Genomic DNA, 13,651 nt, shown 5'->3' on the forward strand with positions numbered 1-13,651 from the left:
AAGTTGTTAGGGTATAATTTAGCCGTCAAAAAGAATCATTGGATAAAGCTATCATTTCTTTGTTTCTACCGGATGGGATGCTTGACTATTTTGAAGTTACTTCAGTAGAAAAGACAGAAGAGAGCTACACTATTAGTTTAGCAGAGAAGAACCAGCATCCGGAGGAATATGCAGGTGAGAACCTCATCTCCAAAGGCTATTTTGCAGAAATTACTGTAAAAGATTTTCCCATACGCGGTAAAGCCTGCTATCTGAAAGTAAAACGCAGAAGGTGGTGGAATGAAGATACAGGAAAGGTAGTTTTTAGAAACTGGGAATTGGTGGCTCAGGGCACGCGAATGACTATGGAATTCGCGTCTTTTTTAAAAGCATTGCATCGATACCACACCGGTAAGCTGTAAAAGCTTAGGCAACTACTTCCATATAAACGGCAAGTTATTAGAAGAGCAATATGCTGCTCATTTGAGTGACTACAGGCATTGGGATCAGTTAGAGCATGCCGAGGATTATGTTGTTTTTCCTGAGAATGTTGGTGAATATATCACTATTGATGAAACAGCAGTTTCACAGGGTGAACTTTACACAGTGATCACCAACAAAGCGGCCAGGGGGAATAAAGGCTGCCTTATTGCAATGATCAAGGGTACTAACAGTGAACGAGTAAAGTCTATCCTGCTTAGAAAGATCCCATTAGAAAAAAGGAGGCTGGTCAAAGAAGTCACCTTAGACATGGCGGCCATTCCATGGGGGCCAGTATGGAACAGATCGTGACTAAGACATTTACCAAAGCTGTTTTAGTCACCGATCGTTTTCATGTGCAAAAACTGGCTTATGAAGCAGTTCAGGAAATGAGGATAGCTTATCGCTGGGAAGCTATTGAGCAAGAGAACCAAGAAATGGAATTGAGCAAAGAAGTAGGCAGAACCTTCGTTGCCAACAGGTTAGAAAATGGTGATACTCCTAAACAACTACTGGTCAGGAGCAGGTACCTGCTCTTCAAGGACAAAAGCAAATGGACGTCTTCCCAAGTCCACAGGGCAGAAATCCTGTTCAAACTCTATCCACAGCTTGAGCAAGCTTATGAATTAGCTCAAAAGCTAGGACATATATACCAAAACACTAAAGAGAAAGGTGTCGCTTTCACCAGACTGGCCAGATGGTATGATCAGGTAGAAAAAGCTGGCTTTAAATCTTTCAATACAGTCTCTAGAACCATTCAGCAACACTATAAAACTATCTTAAACTTCTTTGATAGAAGAAGTACTAATGCTGCTGCTGAATCTTTCAATGCCAAAATCAAAGCTTTCAGGTCACAGTTCAGAGGGGTGAGAAACATTAGCTTCTTCCTCTACAGACTTTCCAAAATCTATGCTTAGTACTACTGTCCCCCAGATTTGTTGCTTGATCCCTAAATAACACCATTCAGGATTTCAAATCGCATATTGAAAATCAGAATTACGGTTTTTATAAGCCTTTGTCCGCAACTTATAAGTGGGCAAAGCTTTTTATATTTCAGCAAAATCATTCTGAAGAGTTTTCGGTAAAAGCTGAGGGTGCATACGTTTGAGTAGGTGAAAAAACTATAGGCACTTGACCGGTTCAGGTCGGATAATGTAAAAAAATCTTCTGTATGCACCCCACAGCTACCAACTAATTGTAGATGACCAACGCTTGAATAAATAGCGTATAATTAATTAGTTGAAAAGTAGTTATTGATATTAATCAATTATGTCCATATTCTAAGCTTCTCCTGTATAAATTAGTATGTTTTCACTATTAATTTCGACATTGATAACTAGTACGGAAAATAAAACCCTCTATTTATAGCCTACCTATTTTCAGGTATTTCCCTACAAATCTTCTCTACAGGCTCTCAATCTCGCCCGAATATCATCCATAATACGATCAATAGACTTACTTATATCCTCTGCTTCCTTCTGTATCGTTTGTTCGCCTATTCCTTTTTCCATTTTTTTCCTGGTACCGTACATCTTTTCATAGAAATGCTCCAGCCCTAGCATATCAATGAGCACTTTTGCTTTATGCATAGAGGCGCTGATCAGCTTATGATCATTGGTCTCGAGAGCTTTAAGGTAGTTCTCCCGATAGGTTTCAAGAGAGCGTAAGGCCATTTCGTAAAACTTTACAATTTTGTCAGGCATCTCACGGAAAGGCTCTTCTGCTTTTTCAAAGTCAGGGGACAATATATCCTCCTTAGCGTCTCGCTTATGCTCGGCTTTTGCCGATCTTTTCTGTAGACTATTGCTTTTCAGTGAAGCATATTTTGAAATTTTATTGTATAAATCCTGTGGGTTAAAAGGCTTGGTGATTATGTCATTCATGTATTTTGCCCGTTCATCCCTGTTAAATTCCGCAATAGTATCCGCGGTAAGGGCAATGATGGGCGTAGTGGCGTATTTTCCCAGCTTACGAATGGCTTCGGAGGCAGCGTATCCATCCATTTCCGGCATACGTATGTCCATAAGGATAATATCATAATGATTTTTTCTGGCCAACGCCACTGCCTCCCGCCCATTGGTAGCTTCATCAGCAACTGAATTATTCCACCATTCCTCAAAATATTGCTGTACTACCATTCTGTTTATTGCCACATCTTCTACCAGTAATATTCGGAGGTCTATGTCATTCTGCAACGTTTCTTTAGCCTTACCATTATCATTTGCTTTTAAGGTAGATTGAGGTTGTATTTCGGCTTTTTCTTGTTTGAGTGTAAAAGAAAATACTGAGCCTTCTCCAACTTTACTTGCTACTTTTATCTCACTCCCTTGCATTTCCAGCAGGGCTTTGGTAATGGTAAGCCCCAAACCTGTACCTCCATAATGACGGACGGTGGAACTGTCTGCCTGGGTAAATTTGTCAAATATTTTGTTCAGGTTTTCCTGAGAGATGCCTATGCCAGTATCCCTTACCGCAAAGTGCAGGTACACAGCATCCTTATCTTCTTTTTCCTGGTACACCTCTAATACTATCCTTCCTCCCTGAGTAAACTTGTTGGCATTGCTCATCAGGTTGTTTAATATCTGAGCCAGCTTCACCTGATCTCCTTTGACTACTTCAGGAACTTTATCCCCAATTTTAGTTACCAATTTGTTATTACGCTCTTTTGCATAAAGAGAATGAGCTTGACGTATGCTATAGAGCAGGTTTTTAATGTTATAGCCTGAAGTTTCTAACTTTACCTTACCAGCTTCCATTTTACTGTAATCCAGTATATCATTGATCAGGTTCATAAGGTTTTCAGATGAAAACTTTAAAGCCTTGAAGTTTTCCAGCTGATCCTGACGGGGGTTTTTCTTAATTAACAAACTGCTTAGCCCAATAATGGCATTGAGAGGAGTACGTATCTCATGACTCATGGTGGCTAAGAAATCCTCTTTTGCTCTGGCAGCTTTTTCGGCCTCGTTTTTTGCTTCATTTAAAGCCGCCTGGGTCTCTTTTATTTGAGTGATATCATCAATAAAGCCATACCATAAAACCTCCTCTTGTTCTCTTTGTATGCTGTTTGCATTTATTTTTATCCATTTAAGTTGCCTTGTCTTCCGAGTAAAAATCCTTCCTTCAAAGCGGAAGAAATCCTGCGCGGCCAGGGCTCTTTGTTGCTCATTGATAAGCTTCTGCACATCTTCTTTGTGTAAGAGTGAAGCAATCACGTCACCTTCGTTCTTTAATACTTCTTCTTCAGTGACTTCAAAAAACCTTTCACACATTTTGCTAATGTAGGTGAACTCAACTGAACCATTAACTCCCTGCTTAAACTCATATAATATGCCTGGTACGTTGCTGCTGATCTTAGTCAGTTGTTCACTTTTTTCTTTAACCTTTTGCTCTGCGCTGATACGCTCTAATTCGGCACCTGCCCTTATGCTTAATAATGTAAGGAGATAATCAGTGTAAGCGTTCTCTTTCCAGGGCTCTTCATCCATCATCACCAGTATTCCGATAGACTTCTCTGTGTGAGGAGAAGTGATAGGCACTCCTATATAGCTTTCTGCACCCCACTCTTGAAGCTTTTTATCATGAGGAAATTTCTCCTGTACCTTTTCCATGTGATAGCTTTTGTTGTTATTGGTTACCAGCGCACAGGGGGTATCTTCAAGATAGTATTCAAAATTTTCTGCCAGCACACCATTAACTCTGAAAGCCAGGGATTTTAAGACCTTTTTGTCCTTCTGAAAAACGCCAACGTACACATATCTCATCCGGAAAATAGTAGATAGCTGGTCAGTGAGGTCTTTAAAAAACTCATCCCCTGTCAGGTTAGCACTTCGCTTGGTAATGTCCTGAATCTGCCTTTCCAACTGTACTTTTTGCGTGATTTCACGATTTATATTTGCGCCACCTATTATCTCTCCCAATTGATTGGTGATGGGGAATAATATCCCTTCAAAATAATGTTCTTTAGTGCCATCATAGCTTGTGGTCCGGAAAGCATCTAACGCTACTTTTTCCCCTTTAAAAACTCTTTCATAGTACTCTCGAACTATTTTTTGCCGCTCAGGTAAGACTTCCAGCTTTTCTATTAAATTATCATTTAGCCGCAGATCAAGCTTCAGGCGATTGTAATAGTCCTCTCTGGTACTTTCATTGATGGCTATGATTTTATAGCCTTTATTCACTGCAATGATATTATCCGTTCCCTGATTGATGATACTACTTAAGATGCTCTGGTTCCGATCAATAATATCAGCTGCCGTTTTTCGGTCAGTTACATCTATTCCTATTCCGTGGATACCGCTTACTTTTCCATTTTTTACAGAAGGCTTGATCTTAAGGTCATACCACTTTTTTTCTATCTGGATTTCTATCTGGATTTCTTGTTCTGTGTGCAGGACTTCTTCTTTGATCTGGTGTAAGCGCAGTGCATCTTCTTGAGAAAATTCTTCAATTTCCAGATCAGTATGCCCTATGATATCTTCTAGAGGAATTTTTTTAAATGCATTATATATCCAATGGTAGCGCAGCTGGACGTCCTGATGAAAAAGCATCACATTGGAGTTATCCAGCGATAGATGAAATTTCTCCCGGCTCATCTCCAGGTCTTCTTTGATCCGGATAAGTTCGCTCTCTTTTTGCTCAAGCTTATTGTTACTATAAGCTAGCTCGGCATTGGCCGTCTGTAGTTCCTCATTGCTGGTTTCCAGTTCTTCATTAGAAGACTTAAGCTCTTGATTAGCCGACTGTAGTTCTCCGTTTAGCGACTGTAGTTCAGCATTAGAAGTTTCCAGCTCTTCTGTAAAGGTGTGCAGGTGCTCTTTTGTGGCCGAAAGCTCCTGCTCTAACTCCATTATTCTAAGCGTTTTCCAGTCTTCATCTACCCCTGCAGTCTCGGAAGGGAAAGCTAATGGCAGACGCTGGTCAAATTGCTCAAAGATCACCATAAAAAACCGGTTATTATTTTTGGCATATAATAGTGATCTGATGGATAGCTGCACATAAACCTTTCTGTCTTCACGCTCAAACTTTATGAATGCCCCTTTGAAAATTTCATCTTGTTTTTTGGCTTTCGCCAATAAGGTCCTTAGCTCCATATGAAAGGCAGGATGAATAATTTTGAGCGCGTTTGCATTTACCTCCCCCCCTGCCAGTTCTACAAAGGGCTGTAGCCTGCCCTTAATATGCATCACTTCCAAGTTTTCATCCAAAACTATATAAGGATGTTCAAATGTACTGACCAGGGTTTCGTCAGCTATCTCTTCTAATGACATTTCAGGTCTCAGCGGTGACTTATTATATTTTTCAGCAGCCTTAATCTTGCGGAATTTACTATACTTCAATGTATTGTGTATACCTTCTTTTCTGCAAAAGATTTTATGCTCCACTTCTACCCTGCTAAAAAGGTCAGTCATATCCGAGATGTTTTCTGACTTACCCAACATGAGGCCACCCCCACTTGATAAGGCATAATGAAATACCGGAATAATTTCCTTTTGTAACTCATGCTCAAAATAAATCAGCAGGTTACGGCAGCTTACTAAATCAAGACGGACAAAGGGAGGGTCGACGCAGACATCATGCTTAGAGAAAAGTACCTTCTGCCGCATGTGTTTCTTGATTTCATAACCATTAGAGACCTGAATGAAATACTTCCTGCGTATTTCATCCGATAAACTACCCATCTGCTCTTCACTATAGTAAGCCTTACGCCCCTTACTCAGCGCGTACTCATCAATATCGGTAGCAAATATCTGTATTGTGTACTCTTTCGCTCTATCCCCCAGAAGTTCATCCAGAAGGATAGCGATAGAGTAAGGCTCCTCTCCGGTAGCACAGCCTACGGACCATATTCGGATATGGTCACCAGGTTTCTTTTTTTCAATAAGCTCGGACAGGGATTTTTTGAGCGACTCAAAAGCCTCCTGATCACGAAAGAATTCGGTAACTCCGATTAATACGGTTTGGAATAATTCATCAATCTCCGCAGGGTATTCTTTGAGATAATCGTAATACTCGTCAGTTGAGCTAAGCTCAAGTTCTTCCAAACGTTTTTTTATCCGCCGGTCAATAGTGGCTGGCTTATAGCGGGAAAAGTCTGTACCGGTTTTTTTTTCCAGGATTTTAATAATCAGTTGCTTACTGCTTTCTTTTTTTTCCTCGGCTACCGGATAATTGCTTATGTAGTGTTGAATTTCCTGCCCCATATTCTCTGCCAGAAGTATTTTGTCATAGTACCCGGAGGTGATGACTGCCCGAGGCATACTATTCTGCCGCGCTTCCCGGGGGTCTTGCACCAGTACGTAGCCATTATTTTTTTTAATTTCCTCAGCTCCTTCTGTACCATCTTTTCCTGCACCTGAAAGCACGACCCCTATACCACATCCCATTGCGCTTTGGGCTATTGATCGGAAAAGCTTATCTACAGAAGGTACTGATTTTATCTCACGGACATGTCTGGTCAGATGGATGGCACTATTTTCTACTGTAATATCATGCCCTGGGGGAGCAATGAATACCTGTTTTGCCCTGATTTTTGTACCGGCTTTTGCCTGCTCTATTTCCCATTGAGATGATTTTCTTAAAAGTTCTACTAAATGGCTTTTATAAACAGGGCTAAGATGCTGAGCAATGATTACCGAAAACCCAGCGGATTTATGTGGCAAATTGGCGACAAACTTCGTCAAAGCATCTAAACCTCCGGCAGAAACACCTATACCTACTACAAATAATTGTTTACTCCCTTCAGAAGAACTCATTAGAATTTTTCAAATTATATGAGGAAAATGATGTTTTTTATTCTGCTTTTTTGCCTGATGGTAAGATGCAGATGGCCAAATTCATCTGGCTTAGCGTGAAAGCCGGTAATTGCCCATTCAATCTAATTTATTTAAGTTATTCGCCCATAATAAACCAGTACAGGTTAAAAAATTTAGCTTTTATTTCCAAGAGTTATGGTTTAAATGGAAAATAAATATAATACTTAAAACCGCTTTACTGACTACACTCAATAAAACGTTCAATGTCTTTTGTTTTGCCCAGAATGATCATCTTGTCTGTCTCACGTAGCATAGTATCAGGCCTGGGCACACCAATAATGTGAGCTACTTCGGTTTTTTCTCTTTCCTTTTCTTCGGTATATACTCTTTTTACGGTAATCAGGTTAAGGTCAAATTCCTGACGTAGCTTTATATTGGCGACAGTCTGTTCTATCACTCTCTTGGGGGTATCTATTTCTACAATTTCATACTCATCAGGCAGCGATAGAAAGGAGCGTATGCTTGGCTGAAGGAGTGTCTCCGCTACACTTTTCCCTACTGTATCTTCGGGTGATAATATCTCTTCAACACCCAGCTTTTCCAGTATGATCCGCTGCTGCTTATTGGCGGCACGGGCGATAATGCGCTTTACCTTTAGTTCCTGCAAAATAACGGTAGTCAATACGAGACTTTCAAAGTCTTCGCCTATGGCAATTACTGCCGCGTCTACTTCCTGAACATTTTGTGCTTTGAGTGCTTTTGCATCGGTAGAGTCCAGGGCTACTGCTACGGCCACTTCCTCTTTAACACGCTCTACCTTATCAAGCTCGTTATCAATAGCGATTACCTCCGCACCACGTCCGGCAAGCGTAAGTGCTATCGACATTCCGAACTGTCCTAACCCAATGACTGTAAAACGGTTATTCATTTAATCTTTGATTTTAAAAAAGTACCCAGTAACTGAACTGCTGTAGGGCATGCCTGCTTACTATAAGCTTGATTGTTGGGAATAATTACATCTGCCAGATGACGATAAGGCTCAATATATTGCTCATATGCAGGCACCACCTGCTTAGTGTACTTATAAAGTATATCATCCAGATGGTATCCTCTTTCTTTCATATCACGATTAATGCGCCTCTGAAATTTCAAGTGCTCCTTAACTTCTACAAATACTTTCAGGTCCAGTTGCTCCCATATTTCGGAATAATGAAAAATAAATATCCCCTCTACCACGATGATCGGAGCGGGAGAAAACGCCAAAAGCTCACCCTCTTTATCAAGCTCATTAAACACATAATCCCTACGATAAACTGTTCTGCCCTCTTTTAGCAGGCCCAGGTCGCGGGCAAACTGCTGGACATCTATCACCTCGGGATCATCAAAATTAAATGCCTTGGCTTCTTTCGGAGATGAGATAAGCTTTTCGTAATAATAATTATCCTGTGAGAACATACAAATGTTCTCTTCTTCTACCTCTCCCTGTAACCAGCTCAATACCTGGGTCTTGCCGGAACCACTTCCTCCCGATATACCTACTACGTATGGTCGCTCCATCACTGTTAAATCTGCTTTAGGAAAGCTACCAGTTTTTTCGTCGCCAGCCCCCTGTGGCTGATTTTATTTTTGGTGGCCATATCCATTTCAGCAAAGCTTTGGGTGTAGCCGTCCGGCACAAATATGGGATCGTAACCAAAACCTTCGCTTCCTGACTTACCCTCACTGATACGTCCGCTAACTATACCTTCAAACTGATGCTGCTCTCCCGAAAGTATCAGCGTAATGACCGTACGAAACTGCGCTGTACGGTCATCCTTATCTTTTAAGGCTTCCAAAAGCCGCTGCATATTGTCTTCACTACTTCTTTGGGGACCGGCATAGCGGGCCGAGTATACTCCTGGCTCCCCATTGAGTGCCTTTACTTCCAGCCCGGTATCATCGGCAAAACAGTCAATACCGTAATCATCATATACAAAGCGGGCTTTCTCGGCTGAGTTCCCTTCCAGTGTATCCTGATTTTCGGGTAGTTCCTGCTCACAGCCAATGTCCTTCAGGCTCTGGACCTCAAAATGACTACCCAACAGTTGACGAATCTCCTTGAGCTTATTAGCGTTATTGGTAGCAAAACAAATCTTCATACGATATTAATTAATACCTTCTACTTCCAGGTCAAATCTAAGGATAGAATAGGGCTTAATTTCAATGAAAGTAGGGTCATTGACATATCCCTGATTATATAAGTCTTCTATCAGTTCGTAGGGCATTGCAAACAATCCACTTCCATAGGCCTCATGAGAAGGAATAATTGCGGTCCCTTCTTCATTCAGGCTCATCTCACTGATCGCAGTTTTAAAGCCTGAAATCACCCTGTTCTCACTCATGTTTACCGCAAATGCCTGGGCAGCATCGGTATTACTATCAAACTCTGTCCCATCCAGAAAACTACCCGTATAGCGGAGTTGTACTGTACTGCTGGCATCTACTTCCGGAGATTCACCTGCCTGCGTTTCTGCATAATACACTCCTCCCTCCAAACTATCGGCTGAACTAAATCCGTTTTCAGCTAAATAAGTTTTAATTCTGGCATCTTCAGCCATTCTCTGCTCTTCTTCATTTAGCACTTCCGCCAGTTTCACTTTCATGATAACCGCACTGAAAGCAGGTAGTTTGTTTTCTATACTGAAACCTCCATAGGCAGTATTGAAAGGTAAATAAGTACGTACTTCTTCTCCCTCCCTCATATTGGAAATAACTTCATATAATACGCCGGGTAGAAAGACACGGCTGGGGTCAAAAAGAAGTTTTTCCGGTTCACTCTTCTGAGTTTCTTCTAATTTTTCTATTAATTGGCCATCAAGGGTTAGCAATTCGTAGTAGATGCCTACTACATCATTCGTGCCCGGGGCTTCTCCATCTTCGTTTTCAACGATTGATTCTAAATAGTAACCGTTTACGTTATTTTTAGCGATCCCATTATCCGCCAGATAATTTTCGATCTCAAGGATTTGAGCCTCAAGCCTTTCCTCCACTTCCGTATTGGGATCTTCTTCTTCACTACAGCCGAAAAATAGTAGTCCGGTAGCTACCAACAAAAGGGTGTTTAATGTATTTTTTAGTAATTTTCTCATATTCGTTTAACGTAAAAAATCCGGTAGTTCGTACCGGATTTTATTATTTAATCTATGTTCAAAAGCTTAGTTAGACACCTGCTTTACGTCTACCAGTTCTACATCAAATACCAGGATAGAGTTTTCCGGAATTACGCTTCCGTTACCTCGTGGCCCATAACCTAATGGAGAAGGAATGTAAAAAGTAGCTTTTGCTCCTTCGTTTAAGAGAGAGATGCCTTCATCCCATCCGGGGATAACAAATTGCTGTCCGATAGGAAATACCAGGGGTTCATAGTCTCTCTGCTCATTGTACAAGCCTTCTTCTTTGGCTAGTGATTCAATGCTGGTGTCAAAATAAGGCCCATCCAGCAGCTTACCGCTGTAATGTACATATACTGAGTCACCGGCAGAAGGCTGTACGCCTGTACCTTTTTCATTGATCACATAGCGTAAGCCGGATTCGGTAGCCTGGGCGTCTATATTATTCTCTTCCAGGTACTGCTCAATTTTTGCGCTGTCAATCTCCATCTGCTCTGACTGCTGCGCCAGCATATCTTCCTGTTGCTTGCGCATCATTTCCATGCGATAAGCCTGAAAATCTTCTTCGTTCATTACTCTATCCACGCCAACATTAAAAATAATATTAGACAGAGAGTCAATAAAGTCAGGGATAGGAGCATTGAATGTATTGACAAATACCTCCTCAGCACCGATTTTGAAAACGACACTATCTCCTTCCTTTAGCATGCTGAAGCCTTCGTATATCTGCCCTTGCGCTGAAGAGTCTATCTTGATAGGTACAGGCCCTCCCTGCTCTTCGGTACTAAAAAGCAATGAGTCATTTTCAGTAGAGTAGGTCATATTGATCAGCATGATCTCTCCCAACTGTGGATTAGCTCCCTCGCCTTCTTCCACATACATGTACTGTAGTCCTGAGTCAGTAGTCTCATAAGAACCGCCGCCTACCTGATCACAGCCTGACAAGAGTGTAGTCGCAGCCAGCCCTACCAGGCCTAAAATGTTTATAATCTTGAATTTCATGTTAAATATATTTCTTGTTTTTTCTGATTTGAATGTAATTGTTTTTCGTACTCAGGAAGTAACTTCAAAAACTTCTCAACAGTTTCCTTCATGCCAACTCTTGAGATGCCTCCTGCGGCGTTTTTATGCCCTCCTCCTTCAAAGTGCTTGGCAGCGAGCTCATTTACGGCAAAGTCTCCGATTGAGCGAAATGATAATTTTACCGCATCCTCCCGTTCAATGATGATGGCTGCCATCGTAATCCCCTGAATGGAAAGCGCGTAGTTTACCAGTCCTTCCGTATCACCGGTCCGTGAGTTGAACTTGGATAGATCTTCTGCGGAAATAGCAAAATAGGCGGTATTGTACTCTTCCAGAATCTCCAGCCGCTCACTCAATGCAAAACCTATGAAACGAAGTCGGTTTAAAGAGTTATTATCATACACCAGCTTACTTACTTTGGAGGCATCCGCACCGAGGCCAATAAGTTCTGCCACTACCTCGTGCACATGCTTAGTGGTATTGGGGTGGCGAAAAGAACCGGTATCAGTCATGATACCTGCATATAGGGCTTCAGCAGTGTGTTTATCTATCAGCTGCTGCTCTCCCATATCTACTACCAGCTGATATATGAGCTCACAGGTTGCCGCAGCCTTAGTATTCCAGCATTCAAAGTCGGCAAAATCTTCTTTGCCATGATGATGGTCAATAAGTACTTTGACCGCTTTTGCTTCTCGTATGGGCTGTTCCATCTTGTCTATTCTGTTAAGTGAACAGAAATCCAGACAGAAAATCACCTCAGCGTCACTGATTATATCGTTAGCAGCACTTTCATTACCATCATTATATACCATCACTTCGTCATTTCCTTTCATCCAGTTAAGGAAAGCTGGGTAATCGGTAGGCGAGATGACTTTGACTTCGTGCCCTTTTTTCTTTAAAAAGGAAGCCATCCCAAGTGATGAGCCCAAAGCATCCGCATCAGGATTGACATGGGGGACAATCACAATGCGCTTGGGTTTATCTAATAATTTCTTGAACGAATTAATATCTTGCATTACTTATCCAAATCTACCGGAGGCAGTATTTGCTCAGTGTTAAACCACAAAAGTGAAAATAAAAACGATAAAAACAAAAGAGTAGTTTGCATGCCTATGGCATGCCATTTCTAAAAATCAGCCTATTGATTTCTTCTATTCTCTGATAAATGTATAATACAAGGAGTCCATTATTAAAGTTCAGGCAGCTTTGTTAATTTTGCCGATACATTAAGCTCCTCCCGGGGGCTTGAAAGATTGAACTTATCATTTTAACTATCGTTCTTCATATAACGAACAATAATTTGCTTAACATGGAAACTACGGATAAAACTAAAGCCCCCAAGTATAACGTTCATATCTACCTTGAGTCAAACCCTAATCCGAATTCACTGAAATTTGTAACCAATCTGGTGTTGATTCCTGAAGGGGAAAGCTTTGATTTTCCTGACGCTGAGAGCGCTGCTCATGCCCCTCTCGCCCAGGAATTATTTGAGCTTGCGCATGTAGAAAGGGTTTTTTACATGAGTAACTTTATTACTGTAACGAAGAGTCAGGAAGTAGAGTGGGTAGAAATACAAGATAAGGTTAAAAATCACATCAAATCTTTTCTGGAAGAGGGCAAGGCTATATTGGTAAATGAGGCGGTAGCCAACGGTACTGCCATTAACGAGGAGGACAGCGAAACTGTAAAGAAGATTAAAGGAATATTGGATGAATACATTCGTCCGGCCGTTGAGCAGGACGGAGGAGCCATCAGCTTTCACTCTTACGATGAAGGCGTGGTTAAGGTACTGCTACAAGGCTCTTGCAGCGGGTGCCCTTCTTCTACTGTTACTTTAAAAGCTGGTATTGAAAACCTGCTTAAGACAATGCTGCCTGGTGAGGTGAATGAAGTAGAAGCAGAGAGTGTCTAGAAATAAAAACATTTTGATTAATGAAAGCTGCCTCAAATTTATGAGGCAGCTTTTTTTAGGTCAGAATACTTAAAAGTGCGTATATGACGCTCAGCGCTAAGGTAATACTGCCATAGACTTTCAACACTTTGATACGGGGGCAATAGTCACTCCACCACAATGCTAGCCAGGGTCGGTACAGCCCAAACAAGGTGAGCAGGAAAAATAAAGCTGTCAATATTGATAGTATTTTCAAGGGCTATTATTTTGAGTGGAATGCCTTAAAACACATATAATTTTATTGGTCAGCATCTCTTCCGGAGAGGATATCAATCATAAAAAAAGCCTCCCAGAATGGAAGGCTGATTCATACATCT

The 13,651-nt window shown here is 41.3% G+C and carries 12 protein-coding genes; 4 read left to right on the plus strand and 8 right to left on the minus strand.

What is annotated here, in order from left to right; translation table 11 throughout:
- Window positions 1-38 precede the first annotated feature (38 nt).
- From OKW21_RS26405 to OKW21_RS26410, 3 genes are all read left to right on the plus strand, one after another.
- Window positions 39-401 (plus strand): ISAon1 family transposase N-terminal region protein, encoded by a 363-nt coding sequence (locus tag OKW21_RS26405; RefSeq protein ID WP_277476278.1) that lies wholly within the window; start codon window positions 39-41, stop codon window positions 399-401.
- Between the two features lie 61 nt (window positions 402-462).
- Entirely contained in the window at window positions 463-771 is a 309-nt protein-coding gene (locus tag OKW21_RS32820; RefSeq protein ID WP_420870092.1) for a transposase, read from the plus strand.
- A complete protein-coding gene (locus OKW21_RS26410; protein ID WP_420870093.1) occupies window positions 744-1,376 on the plus strand; it encodes an ISAon1 family transposase in 633 nt (210 codons plus the stop codon). The genes OKW21_RS32820 and OKW21_RS26410 overlap by 28 nt, the downstream gene beginning before the upstream one ends.
- Window positions 1,377-1,850: 474 nt before the next feature.
- Here the strand turns inward: OKW21_RS26410 and OKW21_RS26415 are convergent, their stop codons facing one another.
- The 7 genes from OKW21_RS26415 to OKW21_RS26445 form a co-directional block, all read right to left on the minus strand.
- Window positions 1,851-7,211: a CheR family methyltransferase gene (locus OKW21_RS26415; RefSeq protein WP_277485534.1), complete on the minus strand. Its 5,361-nt coding sequence runs from the start codon at window positions 7,209-7,211 to the stop codon at window positions 1,851-1,853.
- 235 nt (window positions 7,212-7,446) lie between these two features.
- Complete coding sequence (locus OKW21_RS26420; protein ID WP_277485541.1) at window positions 7,447-8,139, minus strand: potassium channel family protein; 693 nt, start codon at window positions 8,137-8,139, stop codon at window positions 7,447-7,449.
- The gene (locus tag OKW21_RS26425; protein ID WP_277485544.1) at window positions 8,136-8,768 is read right to left on the minus strand and encodes a uridine kinase family protein; all 633 of its coding nucleotides are present in this window, start codon (window positions 8,766-8,768) and stop codon (window positions 8,136-8,138) included. Before OKW21_RS26425 ends, OKW21_RS26420 begins: the two co-directional genes overlap by 4 nt.
- A gap of 5 nt (window positions 8,769-8,773) precedes the next feature.
- Window positions 8,774-9,349, minus strand: a complete 576-nt coding sequence (locus OKW21_RS26430; RefSeq protein WP_277485546.1) for a non-canonical purine NTP diphosphatase — start codon at window positions 9,347-9,349, stop codon at window positions 8,774-8,776.
- A gap of 6 nt (window positions 9,350-9,355) precedes the next feature.
- On the minus strand, window positions 9,356-10,339 hold the full coding sequence (locus OKW21_RS26435) for an FKBP-type peptidyl-prolyl cis-trans isomerase (protein ID WP_277485549.1): 984 nt from the start codon (window positions 10,337-10,339) through the stop codon (window positions 9,356-9,358).
- 66 nt (window positions 10,340-10,405) lie between these two features.
- Complete coding sequence (locus OKW21_RS26440; protein WP_277485551.1) at window positions 10,406-11,362, minus strand: FKBP-type peptidyl-prolyl cis-trans isomerase; 957 nt, start codon at window positions 11,360-11,362, stop codon at window positions 10,406-10,408.
- Complete coding sequence (locus OKW21_RS26445; protein ID WP_277485553.1) at window positions 11,359-12,399, minus strand: DHH family phosphoesterase; 1,041 nt, start codon at window positions 12,397-12,399, stop codon at window positions 11,359-11,361. The genes OKW21_RS26440 and OKW21_RS26445 overlap by 4 nt, the downstream gene beginning before the upstream one ends.
- A gap of 293 nt (window positions 12,400-12,692) precedes the next feature.
- Here OKW21_RS26445 and OKW21_RS26450 point away from each other — a divergent pair, with 293 nt between their 5' ends.
- Window positions 12,693-13,295 (plus strand): NifU family protein, encoded by a 603-nt coding sequence (locus tag OKW21_RS26450; RefSeq protein ID WP_277485556.1) that lies wholly within the window; start codon window positions 12,693-12,695, stop codon window positions 13,293-13,295.
- Window positions 13,296-13,350: 55 nt separating this feature from the next.
- Here the strand turns inward: OKW21_RS26450 and OKW21_RS26455 are convergent, their stop codons facing one another.
- Entirely contained in the window at window positions 13,351-13,530 is a 180-nt protein-coding gene (locus OKW21_RS26455) for a hypothetical protein (protein WP_277485559.1), read from the minus strand.
- Window positions 13,531-13,651: the final 121 nt, after the last annotated feature.

It is taken from the genome of Catalinimonas alkaloidigena (assembly GCF_029504655.1).
Classification (GTDB): domain Bacteria; phylum Bacteroidota; class Bacteroidia; order Cytophagales; family Cyclobacteriaceae; genus Catalinimonas; species Catalinimonas alkaloidigena.

Excerpts from the sequence above, each read along its gene's own strand:
- OKW21_RS26410 (WP_420870093.1), top strand. The coding sequence starts at position 744 with ATGGGGGCCAGTATGGAACAGATCGTGACTAAGACATTTACCAAAGCT.
- OKW21_RS26415 (WP_277485534.1), bottom strand. The coding sequence starts at position 7,211 with ATGAGTTCTTCTGAAGGGAGTAAACAATTATTTGTAGTAGGTATAGGT.
- OKW21_RS26420 (WP_277485541.1), bottom strand. The coding sequence starts at position 8,139 with ATGAATAACCGTTTTACAGTCATTGGGTTAGGACAGTTCGGAATGTCG.
- OKW21_RS26425 (WP_277485544.1), bottom strand. The coding sequence starts at position 8,768 with ATGGAGCGACCATACGTAGTAGGTATATCGGGAGGAAGTGGTTCCGGC.
- OKW21_RS26430 (WP_277485546.1), bottom strand. The coding sequence starts at position 9,349 with ATGAAGATTTGTTTTGCTACCAATAACGCTAATAAGCTCAAGGAGATT.
- OKW21_RS26435 (WP_277485549.1), bottom strand. The coding sequence starts at position 10,339 with ATGAGAAAATTACTAAAAAATACATTAAACACCCTTTTGTTGGTAGCT.
- OKW21_RS26440 (WP_277485551.1), bottom strand. The coding sequence starts at position 11,362 with ATGAAATTCAAGATTATAAACATTTTAGGCCTGGTAGGGCTGGCTGCG.
- OKW21_RS26445 (WP_277485553.1), bottom strand. The coding sequence starts at position 12,399 with ATGCAAGATATTAATTCGTTCAAGAAATTATTAGATAAACCCAAGCGC.
- OKW21_RS26450 (WP_277485556.1), top strand. The coding sequence starts at position 12,693 with ATGGAAACTACGGATAAAACTAAAGCCCCCAAGTATAACGTTCATATC.